Genomic DNA, 12,113 nt, shown 5'->3' with positions numbered 1-12,113 from the left:
TGAGATGTGCAACAAGGTCGGTCTGCTACCTGAGCTTCCCAACGTTGGCCTTTTGATAAGTACTGCTCACTGGAGCGTCTTCGCAGACAGTGAACTTATTAAGTTAAGCATCTCAATTTGTTGTGAGATTTCTGTCTATCCCCGGAAACATCCACGGGAACTGTGGATAACCACTCACACGCCACTCAAGTTTGCCCGTCACTATCTCTGTCGCCAGGCTTCAACGCTCCGGTGACCGCAAAAAATTCCGCCGCAAACTGTCCCATCGCCGATCCCGGCGTGAGCACACATGACCGACAACACGCCTGATGCAGCGCTCGGGCAGGGTGAGATTCGATCCCGAGAGCATGTTCCTTCCTCTGCAAAAGCCAGCAAATCATGGCTTGTCGCACCTCTGAGGAGGACCCACCCTGCCTCACGCCAAAATCGTCTATAAGCTATGTTATGTAACACCGCGCAGTTCTTGGTCATTGTCGTCGCTTCGCCGCAACCCAAAGCTATCCACATATTTCGTGGACATTTCTGGGGATACAAGAAGATATTCCATTTTTCCAAATCAGTTAGCCAGTAAGTCTATCATATCAGCCAAAATGGCATCGTAGCTTTCCTCAGCTACTTAGCGCCGTCAAAAAGTAGCTGCTCGATGGATCAATGATCGCCCTGCCCCATGTTCAAAAAGGATCGTTTTTGAACACTTTGAAAAAAGGGCAGGGGAGGCGGGCATTCGTTGATCCGCGTTGCAGGTTTGGAACGGCCGCTAGTGAACGCGTTTGTTAACCTAAGAAAGCAGTATAACCTTTTGGTCTGAAAAAAGGTCAGAATGACGTTTTTGCTTGACATTCACGGGCTATCGGAATCTCCGATTGCTGCGAAAATGTTAGCAATTATGTTTATCAGGCCATCTGATGCCGCCATGTCTCGCCGGTTTTGAGGATGGCGTGTGCGATGGTGATGAGCCTGCGCGCAATGGCAATGATGACGACCCCGTCTGCTTTTAAAGTCGCGCACGCCCCTCGTACATGAAGGTGAGGGGTTTGGGCCCTGGCAGATAGCCTGTGCTCAAGTTTTCAACATGAAATCCACCTTCCGTCAGGAGAGTCGCCGTGGGCCGGTCCAGATGGCAGTTGCCAGCGCAGAGGCGCCACAAGGGCGTGATCCGCTCTTGCCAGATCCTGATGTTCCTATCCGGTGCCTGACCGTGTTCGGCAAAGTGCAGACGGCCGCCTGGCCTCAGCACCCGTTTCACTTCACGCAGAACCTTGCGGACGTCGCCAACGCTGCACAGCGTCCAAGTGACCACAACGGTATCGAAACTACGGTCTGCGAACGGGAGATCTTCCGCGCTTGCCTGTAAAATATTTGCCGGGTAGCGGAGCGCGGACGCCCGCCTCAGCGCCATTTCCACAAGGGGTGCCGAGGTGTCGATCCCCACCAGCCTCAAAACGCCAGCGTCATAATATGGTAGGTTCAGCCCCGAGCCAACGCCCAGCTCCAGGACTTCGCCGGCCGCCCCCGCGACGGCCCGTTCACGAAGCGGCGTAAGCATTCGGTGACCCATCGCAAGATGTGTCAATCGGGGGAGAATGAAGGTGTCGTATATTCCCATGAGGCGTTTCCTTTCAGCCTGTCATCCGCTTTGTGCCAAGGAATGGCAATTTGCCCAGCAGCCACTAGGCAAAACGAGCCAGCTGCCGGTGAAGAATGCGAATGGCATCCCGTTTGCACCCATCGTGGCCTATCACTGTCATCTTCGGTCTCCTTGAATATTGCGCTCAGCAAAACGAGGTGAAACCGGTGCAGGACCAATACGCTTTAGCCCAAGCGACCAAGCGCTGGAAACATTTCGAGCATCCGATAAGACAGCGCACTAAAACTGTTCGTCGCCATCAGGATGCCCATGAGTACCATGATGACACCCGCCACTTTGTGCAGCCATCGGCCTGCGTTTCGAAGTCGGCGTAGGCGAAGTGAAACCCCGTCCGCAAAGGCCGCGACCAGAAGAAAAGGGATGCCGAGGCCGACGGAGTAGATGGCCAGCATTGCCACGCCCTCGCCAATAGTCGCGCTCGCGGCACTGGCGGTCAGAATCGCCCCAAGGATAGGGCCGATGCAGGGTGTCCAACCAAACCCGAAGGCAAGCCCGAGGATGTAGGAGGCAAGCGGCTGCCCCCCGGGCAGGTCGAAGTTGAACCGCAGGTCGCGCTCCATTGCTGACAGACGGGCCGCGCCCATCATGAAGAGGCCGAACAGGATGATGATGACGCCGCCAACAAGGTTCAACTCGTAGCGCCAGCCGAGAAGGGCCTGGCCGAGTGCTGTCGCCGAGGCCCCGAGAGCAATGAAGATGGTGGAAAAGCCGAATACGAAACAGAGGCTGAGCCAGACCGCCCGGCTCCGCGATGGCTCGGAAACAGCGTTTCGCCCTGCGATATAGGAAACATAGCCCGGCACAAGCGGCAAGACACAGGGAGACAGGAAGGAGATCGCCCCTGCAAGGAGGGGAACGGTGAGACCGAGAGCCGAAAGATCGGTCAATTCTCAAGCCTCCCTTCGACGGGCGGCGCGGGGTTCAGCCGACGCGCGGCCAGAAGACACACCGTCGGCACGACGACCCATTGAAGAAGCGGCGTCAGACCGGCGTTCAGCAATGGCACAACCGGCATTGCCTCGCGGTAGGCCCAAGCACCGCGCAGCTCGATGTTCAGCCATTCGCTGAACACGGTGTAGAAAACGCCGAAAACCACCGCCAGGACCAGAACCGGCCCCGCCCGCCGGCCGGGCCACGCAGGGTGTCCGGTCAAGAACAGGGCCAGAAGCAAGGTGCTGGCCGCGATCAACAAGTCGCCGCCAGTGCAATGCACGACAGCGAAGGCAATCTCGTTCCAGCTGCCCTCGACCCAGATCGTATAGAGCTGAACGTGCAGGACTTCCCACACGAGATGTCCAATGGACGAATACAGAATATAGCGCCGCAAGGCCGACAACCAATCCGGACGCACCGCCTGGTGCAGGTCTCGTATCATCTGAAGAGCTCGCCTAGTTTGTCACGGAAGCCTGGCTCGGGCGGCCGCATGTTCGTCAGGCCGTTGATGTAGAGCATCATGTCTGCGTGACGGAACGCGCTGCCATGAAACAGGCCTGCATGCCGCCCGCCACGGTCAATGATGTGGACCGCCGGTTCCGTTCCGCCGCGCGAGGAAAGCCCGGAGAACGCCTCGGAAAGATCGGCAACCGGTTCACCCGGGAGCGAAGAGGCCTGGATGCAGTTTTCACCGGCAGCGAACCCGGCCGCGCCCGGCTCTGCAACATTCACAAAGCTCACCATGTTCTGCATCGGGGTAATGTTCACGGCCTGCCGGACCCGTTCGATCAGCCGCTGCTGCGCATCACAAGGCGCACCGCAGCCTTCGGGCGTGAAGCTGAGGACGATGATCCTGTCGGTCATTCCGTCAAGTTCAACGCCACGACTTGCGGCATCGATAAGTTCCAGATGGGGCAGGCTGCGGGTGTCCGTCACCTCGAAGGCTGGCTCCCTGGCAGCCGTCACCTCGTCCAGTCGATCCCCGGGGTGATGTGCAAAGGCCGGGGAGGCCAGCAGGACTGCGGCAGCGAAGGCATGGCGCATTCTCATTCCGCCTCCGGACCGGAAGCGCCGGGACCGAGGATCGGCACTTCGACGGTCACCTCGCCCGCTTCCTGGAACGACAGCGTCAGTGGGAATTTCGCCCCTTCCTCCAGCTTCTCCGTCAGGCCCATCAGCATCACGTGCATGCTGCCCGGCGCCAGCATTACCGGAACGTCCGGCTCAAGCGCGAGCCTGTCGAGATGCGTCATCCGGCTGGTCCCCGCCGCGTCGGTCTCGACGGCATGGATCATGACCTCCGCCGCCACAGGGCTTTTGATCCCGACCAGCTGATCGGCCACGTCAGATCGCAGCGTCAGATAGGCCGCACCCGGGCGTGAGGCGAGGATGCTGGCCCGCGCCCAGGGGTCGGACACCGTGACCTCGGCCACGGCCACTGCCGGCCATGTCAGCGCAAGCGCAGTCATAAGAACCTTCATTGCATCCTCTCCTCTTTCTCGATCCGCATGGCGATTTCCTCGGCCAGCGCCCCGGGTGGCTGGTCGGCTTCCATGAACACGGCTTCGAATGTGCCATCCGGCCGCATCAGGTAGAGATGTCCGGCATGGGCCATGACATAGCCATCGGGTGCGGTCGCGTCCTCGCCGGGCTCGAACCATGTCCGGTAGTTCCCGGTCGCCTCGGCGACTTGTGCTTCCGTTCCCGTCAGGCCGATCATCCGCGGGTGAAAGGCGGAGACATATGCAGCCATCACCGGCACCGTGTCCCGTGCAGGGTCCACGGTCACGAAGAGTGGCGCGACGTTGTCCGCCTTGCTGCCAAGGAGGTCGAGAACGTTGGCCATGTAGGCAAGCGTGGTCGGGCAGATGTCGGGGCAATGCGTGAAGCCAAAGAACACGAGCTGCCAGCGCCCTGCATAGTCCGCCTCTGTCACGGCCCGCCCGTTATGGTCGGTAAGGGTAAAGGCCGAGCGGATGTCGGCCTCGCCTTGGAATGTCGGCGCGGATGCGGCTGGCACGGGCGGCGCCATCCACAGCGCGAGCCCTACCGCGATTGCGGCGAGGAGGGTGGCGGACCAGAGGACAAGGCGCAGGCGCTTGATGCCGGTCGGGGAAATCTTTGTCATGTCTGTCGCTTTCATCCCGCCCGCACCGAGTGCGCGAGCGGGATTTTTCTTTCGTCAGCCTTCGCTGCCGGCTTCGTCATGGGACTTCATGTGCTCGTTCATGGTCTGCATCATCTCGTTGCAGTTCTCCATCATCTGCATCATGCCCTTCATGTCGCCGCCCATCATCTGGCCGTCCTTCATGTCACCGTGCATCATGTCGCCCTGCATGGTTTCCTGCTCGGGCGCATCGGTGGTGCTGGTGGCGCTGTTTTGCGCGACGGCGGCAGTCGCCAGCAGCGCTGCCAGGGCAGTTGCGGTCAGGGTGGATTTGATCGTCGTGTTCATGGTCTTCTCCTGTGGTTTCGGTTCAGTCAGTGGTAGAGCGCGGCATTTCCGCCGCGCCAGTCTTGCTTGCGCAAGATTTCGAGCCGCTCATCATGCACAGACCCAGCCCGCACATCGCAATGCAGGGCGCCAGACTGAGGATCAGCGGCGCAGCCCCGACAGCGACAAGCCAGCCCCAGTTCATCGCCATTCCGGCGGTGACAAGGGGGAGCGCTGCAAGGATCAGGGTGCGGCGGCCAGGGCGGATGCCGATGCGGGGACGGGTTGGCTGCGGATGCGCCCCCGCGTCTATCTGGGTCATTGGCTGAGGTTCCTTTCTTCGTTGAGGGACTGGATCAGGCGAATGGCGGCACGGCCGTCCCATTCGGCAGGACCGACGAGGCGGCCACGTTCGCGGCCGCCCCGGTCGATGAGGATTGTTGTTGGCAAGCCGACCGCAGCGATGTCCGCCATGACGCGTGATTTTTGGGCCAGATACGGTTCGAGGTGTCGGATGCCGAGGTTGTCGTAAAACCGGCGCACCTCCGCCATTCTCTCGTCGATCGAAAGCGCAAGAACATGAAAGCCGCTGTCGTCGAGACGGACCTGGAGCCTGTCGAGCGCCGGCATCTCGTCAATGCAGGGCGGGCACCACGTCGCCCAGATGTTCAGCAAAACGATCTGTCCGCGGAAGTCGGCCAGCGCCAGCTTCCGTCCCTGCTGGTCGACAAAGCTGGTTGATAGCATACTGCGCGGGACGTCATGCAGCCTGAGGGGCACACGGGCAGAAGCCGGCGCCGCCGCAAGCACCAGGGCTCCCGTCAGAACCGCGCGGCGCATCATGTCCCTGCCTCCGCCTGGAGGCGCCGCACGATCGGCAGGATCTTTTCCTCGAGAGCGCGGCGATCGAAGGGGCCGACATGCTTGTATGCGATCTGCCCTTCGGCATCGATCACGAAGGTTTCGGGCAGTCCATAGACGCCCCAGTCAATGGAGACACGACCGTTCCGGTCGGCGCCGATCCGCGTGTAAGGGTTTCCCAAATCGTCCAGGAACGCCCGCGCAGCCTCCGGCGCATCCTTGTAGTTGATCCCGAAGATCGGGACGGCACCGGTTTCGGCCAGCTCGACCAGCAGCGGCATCTCGACCCGGCACGGCACGCACCACGAAGCCCAGACATTGACGATGGACACCTTCCCGCGCAGGTCGGCATTGGAGAAGCGCTCCGCCATGCCTTCGATGGGTGGCAGGGCGAACTCGGGAACCTGGCGACCGACGAGCGCGGAGGGCAGCTCATCGGCCTTGCTGAAGAGACCCCAGAAGAACGCCGCTGCCAGCCCTGCGAAGACAGTGAGCGGCAACAGGGCCCACCAGGAACTCCGTCTGGCCTTCGCTTCGGTGCTCACGGCGCAGCCTTTTCTTTGCCGGTCACCTCGGCTTGGAAGCCGCGCTCCCGTTGGGGCCAGGTGCTCTTGATATAGCCGAGCACGGACCGGATCTCGGCATCCGTCAGGATGCCCTCGAAAGCCGGCATGTCGCTCTCGTACCCTTCGACCACGGCTCCTACGCCCAGCTTGGTGATGGTGAACAGCTGGTTATCGGGGTGGTGCCAGGTGTGGCCGGTCTTATCATGGGGCGGGGCCGGCATGCGGCCGTTGTCGAGCCTGCGCTTCCAATCGGGCTGTCCCTCAAGATCGGCACCGTGGCAGGAGGCGCAGTTGGCGGCGTAGATCTCCTGCCCGAGCGTGATATTATCGGCCGTCACAGGTTCACCCATGAAAGTCACGCCCTCGGCGGCAGACTCAGACTGCGTCGCCCCTGCTGCCAGTGCGGCGGCTCCTGCGACCGCCGCGCCCGACAGGATCAGGCCGAGCCGCTTCATCCCCGCCCCCGAAGATGTTTCACCAGCGCAACAAGGGCCAGCACCAGCACCGTCACTACGAGCAGCATGAACACCCCGCCGCCCAGCATCATGATGCCCATCATCGGGCCGCCCATCATTCCCATGCACTCACTCATCAGAATAAACGGCCACGCCGTCCTCGCCGAAGGAATAGGTCTTGAGGGTCCCGGTCTTGACCTGCGCCATGCCCGGTGCGTTCGAAGGCATGCCGGGCAGCGTGATGCCGTCGATGTCCGGGCGCTCGGTCACCAGCCGTTCGATGATCTCGACCGGCACGAGGCCGCTGACGTAATAGCCGTCCACCTCTGCCAGATGGCAGCCGAGGCCTTGTTCCGGCACGCCCACATCCACCGAGCGGCGGTCGAAGTTGCGGTCGTCCACCAGCGTCACGACATAGCCATGCGCTTCAAGATAATCGGCGTAAGTGTCGCAGCAGCCGCAGCCAGGGTCCCGCCAGATCGTGACCTGGTGGGCGGCGTCGGCCGCCGCCACGACCGGCATCGGGGCAAGCTCGCCCTGTGCCGGAGCAAGGCTGGTGAAGGCGAAGGCGCCACCGGCTCCAAGGGCAGCCAGCGTGGCGGCGGCAATCATCTTTTTCATGGTCATCTCCTTCATGCGACCGCAATTGCGGTCCAGCTTTTGCCGCCATCGCGACTGAGGTGCAGGCTGCCGCCGATGATGGCGGCGAGATATGTCTTGTCCTCTGAATGAACGGCGAGGGCGGTGGCAGGCTGCTGCGCCTCCCGCGCCCAAACCACGCCACCGTCCTTCGAGGTCCAGATGCCCGAGGGAAGCGCGGCATGGAGGGTGGCGGGCGACGAGGGGGCACTGACCAACGACAGGACCGCCTCGCCCTCGGGCAGCGGGGCCTCGGACGGTGGGGCATCCTGCGAGACCAGCGCATCCATGGCGTCACCGGGCTGAACATCCTGCCACCGGCAGAAGCAGTCGGGCACGCGGGTCAGACCGGTCTCGGTGCCCGCATAGAGCCAGATCCCGCCCATGCCGCTCTCCAGATCGACAGAGGTCAAGGCCAGCGGATCGCGCTCCGCTTCATTGAGCCAGGGGCGGTCCATCGCCAGGCTCCAGGACTGGCCTGCATCCTCCGACATCCACAGCCCGTCGCCCTCCAGCGCGGCGTAGAAGGTGTCAGGGGCGCGGGTAGCCATGGCGATTGCCAGAACCTTGGCCTCAGGCAAGCCGTCATCGCGGACCTGCCAGATCTGTCCGCCGTCGTCCGACAGGGCGATGCCTCGATCGAGGGCGGCAAGGATGCGGCCGGAAAGCGCGGGATGGGTTGCCAGCGCAAAGACGGGTCCTGGCGCGGCAAGCGCCGCCCAGGAGCGACCGGCATTGTCGCTGCGGAAAAGACGGTCGGCTGCAAGCAGGATGCTGTCGCCGTCGAATGCCACCGCTCGGGGGGCCGGAATGGATGCGATGCTCGACAACGGAAGCGCCAGAATGCTTGCCGCACTTGCGGCAGAGAAGAGAAACAGGCGACGCGAAAGCATCGAAGGTGATTTGGGTGACATGGGACTACCTCATGATCCGGGTCGGCTGCTGGCAGTCGCGCTTTGGGGCGAGACAGGACCAGACCGGAGGCTGACGCCTCCACGGGACCGGCTTTTGACGCATCACGCGCCAAAAGCGGTCAGATCAGAGGATTGGATCGTGGGGGGTCTCGGAGCGGCAAATTGCCGACGCCGCTGAGCTTCACATCGCTGAACTGCTGCCGCAGGTCATGCGTCGTGGGTCTGAGTTCAGGCGTGTCGGCCTCAGGAACGGCAGCGAAGCCTCCTGCCGAACAGACAAGATCGCACACTGCAGTGCCTGCTCCGTCTTCGTCGCCGCAGGCATTGCAATCGGCGGAACCCATACTGGCAGGATCCATGTCCGACATCTCGACCATAGCCATATCAACTGCCATCGTGCTCGCTCCAGCCGCATGCACGACTGACCCTGCCGCAAATACGGCAAGCACAAGAACGAGAAGCATGCGGCTGAACACGGTCATGGCGCTTAATCTATGCCTTCTTTCCAAGAGAATCCACTGCCGACTCTTCGCGACAATGTGAGAGGGACATTTCCTTGTCCTCTGAACTGCTTTGTCCTTGCGGGAGGTCGTTCAGGATAGGGCATTCAGGCCGATTTCCCTGATCACAAAGGGCGACCAGGCGTTGAAGCGTTGCGGTCATACTCTGGAGCTCCACGATCTTCTGCTCCACCCGGAAAATATGATGCCGGGCGATCTCCTTTGCGTCGGCAGCCGCAGATGCACGATCTTCGTAGAGAGCCATCAGCTCGCGACAGTCTTCCAGGCTGAACCCAAGCGATCTGGCGCGGCCAATGAACTTCAGCTTGTGAAGGTGGTCCTCCCTGAACAGCCGATAGCCATTGCTGCTCCGTTCAGATCGCACCAGGCCGATGTCCTCGTAGTAGCGGATCGTCTTCACGGGCAGACCGCTGCGTTCCGACACGTTGCCGATGTTCATGCCGACCTCCTTCATCCTTGCTCCCCAGATAGGGCCTCCACCTACTGGAGGGTCAACAGGTCAAAGTTCTTTTTTGCACTCCCTTGACCTTCCAGTGGCTGGAGGCCCCAGATTGATCCCGGAACAATGCCTTTGCACAAAGGAGAGCCAGATGAACAATCCGGATGCCCAGAAAGCCACAGTGCGCGATCCAGTCTGCGGCATGACGGCCGACGCAGGCAGCAGTTTCCACCACGAGCACGCAGGCCATCTTTACCATTTCTGCTCGGATGGATGCCGTAACAAATTTGCGGCCGAGCCCGAAACCTATGTCGAAGCCGTTGATCCGGTTTGCGGGATGTCAGTCAACCGCGCGACGGCGCAACATCTGTCGAAGCACGAGGGCGAGCGCTTCTACTTCTGTTCACCTCGCTGCAAGGATAAGTTCGATACCGCGCCAGCGACCTATCTGAAGGGTCGGCCGACGCCGGAACCAATGCCCGCAGGCACGACCTATACCTGCCCCATGCATCCAGAGATCGAGCAGGTCGGCCCTGGAGATTGCCCGATCTGCGGAATGGCCTTGGAACCAAAGGGTGTCCCTCAGGGAGACGAGGGCCCGAACCCGGAGCTGGTGGATTTTACCCGCAGGTTCCGGGTGGGCCTCGTGCTGACCGTGCCGGTGGTGCTTCTGGCCATGGGGGGCTATATCGGCCTCCCCCTTCGCAGCTGGACCGGCGAGCGGGCCGCGCACTGGCTGGAACTGATTTTGGCGACGCCGGTGATCCTGTGGGCCGGTTGGCCGTTCCTCGTGCGCGGCTGGAAAAGCTTTCGCAGCATGAACCTGAACATGTTCAGCCTGATCGGCATGGGGGTTTTCGCCGCGTGGAGCTTCAGCACGGTTGCTGTCATCGCGCCACAGCTGTTCCCGGCCGGTTTCCGTGATGCGGAAGGAAATGTTGGCATCTATTTCGAGGCTGGGGCCGTCATCGTGGTTCTTGTCCTTCTCGGGCAGATCCTCGAACTGCGGGCGCGCGAACGGACAGGATCGGCGATCCGGGCGCTTCTTGATCTTGCCGCCAAGAGTGCTCGTGTCATCCGCAAAAACGGTGAGGAGGAGGAGGTCCCGCTCGAAGACGTGCAGATCGGCGACCGCCTCCGTATCCGGCCAGGCGAGAAGGTTCCCGTTGATGGCGAGGTGGTGGACGGGCGTTCCTTCGTTGACGAATCCATGCTCACCGGCGAGCCGGTTCCCGTCGAGAAAGCTCACGGCGATCCGGTGACAGGGGCCACCATCAACGGCAACGGAAGTCTGATCATCGAGGCCAGGCGCGTGGGCAAGGATACGATGCTTGCGCAGATCGTGGAGATGGTGGCAGCGGCACAGCGGTCGCGTGCCCCGATCCAGAAGCTCGCCGACGCGGTGGCGGGATATTTTGTCCCGGCTGTTATCGCCGTTGCGATCTTGTCCTTTATCGCCTGGTCGATTTGGGGTCCGGCCCCCGCCCTGGCCTATGCACTCGTCTCGGCCATTGCTGTTCTTATCATCGCCTGCCCCTGCGCCCTCGGGCTTGCGACCCCGATGTCGATCATGACGGCCACAGGCCGAGGCGCTCAGGCGGGCGTTCTCATCAAGAATGCCGAAGCGCTGGAGGCCTTCGAGAAGGTCGACACCCTGATCGTCGACAAGACCGGCACGCTGACGGTCGGCAAGCCGGAACTTGCGGCGCTTCTACCAGAACGGGGTCATGACGAGAACGAGATTCTGCGTCTCGCGGCCAGCCTGGAACGAGGATCTGAGCACCCTCTGGCCGAGGCCATCGTGCGCGGTGCCGAAGCTCGCGGATTGAGCCTGGCACAAGCAGATGACTTCGAGGCTGTCACCGGCATGGGGGTCAAGGGCGTGGTCGACGGAAAATCCGTTGCTCTTGGCAATGCCAGGATGCTGGCCGAACTCGGGATCGATGCACCGGCCGCGGCCGAGGCTGCGAACGCACGCCGGGACGAGGGCGAAACCGTCATGTTCATCGTGGTCGACGGAGTGATTGCAGGTCTGGTCAGCGTTGCAGATCCCGTCAAGGAAACGACGCCCGAAGCGTTGAAGGCGCTGCGCGAACTGGGTTTCCGCATCGTGATGGCGACGGGCGATAACGAGCGCACTGCCCGCGCCATCGCCGGACGCCTCGGGATCGAAGAGATCCGGGCCGATGTGTTACCCGAGGACAAGGCCCGGATCATCCGCGATCTTCAGGCTGAGGGTCGCAAGGTCGCCATGGCCGGAGACGGAGTCAACGATGCGCCGGCACTCGCTCAGGCCGACGTGGGCATCGCCATGGGAACAGGTGCCGACGTTGCCATCGAAAGTGCCGGGATCACCCTGCTGAAAGGCGATCTTGGTGGCATTGTACGCGCACGGCGCTTGTCGCAGGCGACCATGAGCAACATCCGGCAGAACCTGTTCTTCGCGATGATCTATAACGCGGCAGGAGTGCCGGTGGCAGCCGGTCTGCTCTACCCGTTCTTCGGACTGCTCCTTTCGCCGATGTTCGCCGCAGCGGCGATGAGCCTGTCCTCCGTTTCGGTCATCGCCAATGCATTGCGCCTGAGAGGTGTGAAACTGTGAAGAGAGGTTGCCGGGATTACCGGCAGGACCGTGACAGCGGAGTATCCATCGCCGAGGATTTGGCGATGGATACGGCAATTATCGTAAGCGCGACGTCGCGG

At 61.8% G+C, this 12,113-nt stretch carries 17 protein-coding genes; 1 reads left to right on the top strand and 16 read right to left on the bottom strand.

The features are described from left to right. Positions 1-994 precede the first annotated feature (994 nt). From TW83_RS18015 to TW83_RS17945, 16 genes are all read right to left on the bottom strand, one after another. Positions 995-1,606, bottom strand: coding sequence for a class I SAM-dependent methyltransferase (locus TW83_RS18015; protein ID WP_042249170.1), 612 nt, complete (start codon positions 1,604-1,606; stop codon positions 995-997). 206 nt (positions 1,607-1,812) lie between these two features. Further along, positions 1,813-2,535, bottom strand: a complete 723-nt coding sequence (locus tag TW83_RS18010) for a cytochrome c biogenesis protein CcdA (protein WP_042249167.1) — start codon at positions 2,533-2,535, stop codon at positions 1,813-1,815. Next, complete coding sequence (locus TW83_RS18005) at positions 2,532-3,023, bottom strand: hypothetical protein (RefSeq protein WP_042249164.1); 492 nt, start codon at positions 3,021-3,023, stop codon at positions 2,532-2,534. The genes TW83_RS18010 and TW83_RS18005 overlap by 4 nt, the downstream gene beginning before the upstream one ends. Next, entirely contained in the window at positions 3,020-3,625 is a 606-nt protein-coding gene (locus TW83_RS18000) for a hypothetical protein (RefSeq protein WP_042249161.1), read from the bottom strand. The genes TW83_RS18005 and TW83_RS18000 overlap by 4 nt, the downstream gene beginning before the upstream one ends. A 2-nt stretch (positions 3,626-3,627) precedes the next feature. Then, the gene (locus TW83_RS17995) at positions 3,628-4,062 is read right to left on the bottom strand and encodes a copper chaperone PCu(A)C (RefSeq protein WP_045984157.1); all 435 of its coding nucleotides are present in this window, start codon (positions 4,060-4,062) and stop codon (positions 3,628-3,630) included. After that, on the bottom strand, positions 4,059-4,709 hold the full coding sequence (locus TW83_RS17990; RefSeq protein WP_045984162.1) for an SCO family protein: 651 nt from the start codon (positions 4,707-4,709) through the stop codon (positions 4,059-4,061). The genes TW83_RS17995 and TW83_RS17990 overlap by 4 nt, the downstream gene beginning before the upstream one ends. Before the next feature lie 54 nt (positions 4,710-4,763). Next, positions 4,764-5,036, bottom strand: a complete 273-nt coding sequence (locus TW83_RS17985) for a hypothetical protein (protein WP_042249153.1) — start codon at positions 5,034-5,036, stop codon at positions 4,764-4,766. A gap of 22 nt (positions 5,037-5,058) precedes the next feature. Beyond that, on the bottom strand, positions 5,059-5,337 hold the full coding sequence (locus TW83_RS17980; protein ID WP_045984156.1) for a hypothetical protein: 279 nt from the start codon (positions 5,335-5,337) through the stop codon (positions 5,059-5,061). After that, positions 5,334-5,858 carry a TlpA disulfide reductase family protein gene (locus TW83_RS17975; RefSeq protein ID WP_045984155.1) on the bottom strand — a complete coding sequence of 175 codons (525 nt, stop codon included), beginning with the start codon at positions 5,856-5,858 and terminating at the stop codon, positions 5,334-5,336. Before TW83_RS17975 ends, TW83_RS17980 begins: the two co-directional genes overlap by 4 nt. After that, on the bottom strand, positions 5,855-6,421 hold the full coding sequence (locus tag TW83_RS17970) for a DsbE family thiol:disulfide interchange protein (protein ID WP_045984154.1): 567 nt from the start codon (positions 6,419-6,421) through the stop codon (positions 5,855-5,857). Before TW83_RS17970 ends, TW83_RS17975 begins: the two co-directional genes overlap by 4 nt. Further along, entirely contained in the window at positions 6,418-6,897 is a 480-nt protein-coding gene (locus tag TW83_RS17965; protein ID WP_045984153.1) for a cytochrome c, read from the bottom strand. The genes TW83_RS17970 and TW83_RS17965 overlap by 4 nt, the downstream gene beginning before the upstream one ends. Further along, the gene (locus tag TW83_RS22320; RefSeq protein WP_255352811.1) at positions 6,894-7,022 is read right to left on the bottom strand and encodes a hypothetical protein; all 129 of its coding nucleotides are present in this window, start codon (positions 7,020-7,022) and stop codon (positions 6,894-6,896) included. The genes TW83_RS17965 and TW83_RS22320 overlap by 4 nt, the downstream gene beginning before the upstream one ends. Positions 7,023-7,026: 4 nt before the next feature. Further along, a complete protein-coding gene (locus tag TW83_RS17960) occupies positions 7,027-7,419 on the bottom strand; it encodes a DUF411 domain-containing protein (RefSeq protein WP_045984161.1) in 393 nt (130 codons plus the stop codon). A gap of 110 nt (positions 7,420-7,529) precedes the next feature. Next, on the bottom strand, positions 7,530-8,450 hold the full coding sequence (locus TW83_RS17955) for a sialidase family protein (protein WP_239441421.1): 921 nt from the start codon (positions 8,448-8,450) through the stop codon (positions 7,530-7,532). A 119-nt stretch (positions 8,451-8,569) separates the two neighbouring features. Next, a complete protein-coding gene (locus tag TW83_RS17950) occupies positions 8,570-8,932 on the bottom strand; it encodes a hypothetical protein (protein ID WP_052650160.1) in 363 nt (120 codons plus the stop codon). A 10-nt stretch (positions 8,933-8,942) separates the two neighbouring features. After that, positions 8,943-9,410 (bottom strand): MerR family DNA-binding protein, encoded by a 468-nt coding sequence (locus TW83_RS17945; protein WP_071209503.1) that lies wholly within the window; start codon positions 9,408-9,410, stop codon positions 8,943-8,945. Positions 9,411-9,561: 151 nt separating this feature from the next. Here TW83_RS17945 and TW83_RS17940 point away from each other — a divergent pair, with 151 nt between their 5' ends. Continuing rightward, on the top strand, positions 9,562-12,012 hold the full coding sequence (locus TW83_RS17940) for a heavy metal translocating P-type ATPase (RefSeq protein WP_084697692.1): 2,451 nt from the start codon (positions 9,562-9,564) through the stop codon (positions 12,010-12,012). Positions 12,013-12,113: the final 101 nt, after the last annotated feature.

The sequence above is a fragment of the Paracoccus sp. S4493 genome (assembly GCF_000967735.1).
GTDB lineage: Bacteria > Pseudomonadota > Alphaproteobacteria > Rhodobacterales > Rhodobacteraceae > Paracoccus > Paracoccus marcusii.
Note: the sequence above shows the minus strand (reverse complement) of the source record. Positions and strands in the feature narration are given on the sequence as shown.

Coding starts and splice junctions, on each gene's coding strand:
- TW83_RS17960 (WP_045984161.1), bottom strand. CDS start 7,419: ATGCCGGTCGTGGCGGCGGCCGACGCCGCCCACCAGGTCACGATCTGG.
- TW83_RS17955 (WP_239441421.1), bottom strand. CDS start 8,450: ATGTCACCCAAATCACCTTCGATGCTTTCGCGTCGCCTGTTTCTCTTC.
- TW83_RS18015 (WP_042249170.1), bottom strand. CDS start 1,606: ATGGGAATATACGACACCTTCATTCTCCCCCGATTGACACATCTTGCG.
- TW83_RS17940 (WP_084697692.1), top strand. CDS start 9,562: ATGAACAATCCGGATGCCCAGAAAGCCACAGTGCGCGATCCAGTCTGC.
- TW83_RS17985 (WP_042249153.1), bottom strand. CDS start 5,036: ATGAACACGACGATCAAATCCACCCTGACCGCAACTGCCCTGGCAGCG.
- TW83_RS18005 (WP_042249164.1), bottom strand. CDS start 3,023: ATGATACGAGACCTGCACCAGGCGGTGCGTCCGGATTGGTTGTCGGCC.
- TW83_RS18000 (WP_042249161.1), bottom strand. CDS start 3,625: ATGCGCCATGCCTTCGCTGCCGCAGTCCTGCTGGCCTCCCCGGCCTTT.
- TW83_RS22320 (WP_255352811.1), bottom strand. CDS start 7,022: ATGGGAATGATGGGCGGCCCGATGATGGGCATCATGATGCTGGGCGGC.
- TW83_RS17995 (WP_045984157.1), bottom strand. CDS start 4,062: ATGAAGGTTCTTATGACTGCGCTTGCGCTGACATGGCCGGCAGTGGCC.
- TW83_RS17990 (WP_045984162.1), bottom strand. CDS start 4,709: ATGACAAAGATTTCCCCGACCGGCATCAAGCGCCTGCGCCTTGTCCTC.
- TW83_RS17975 (WP_045984155.1), bottom strand. CDS start 5,858: ATGATGCGCCGCGCGGTTCTGACGGGAGCCCTGGTGCTTGCGGCGGCG.
- TW83_RS17965 (WP_045984153.1), bottom strand. CDS start 6,897: ATGAAGCGGCTCGGCCTGATCCTGTCGGGCGCGGCGGTCGCAGGAGCC.
- TW83_RS17950 (WP_052650160.1), bottom strand. CDS start 8,932: ATGACCGTGTTCAGCCGCATGCTTCTCGTTCTTGTGCTTGCCGTATTT.
- TW83_RS17980 (WP_045984156.1), bottom strand. CDS start 5,337: ATGACCCAGATAGACGCGGGGGCGCATCCGCAGCCAACCCGTCCCCGC.
- TW83_RS17945 (WP_071209503.1), bottom strand. CDS start 9,410: ATGAACATCGGCAACGTGTCGGAACGCAGCGGTCTGCCCGTGAAGACG.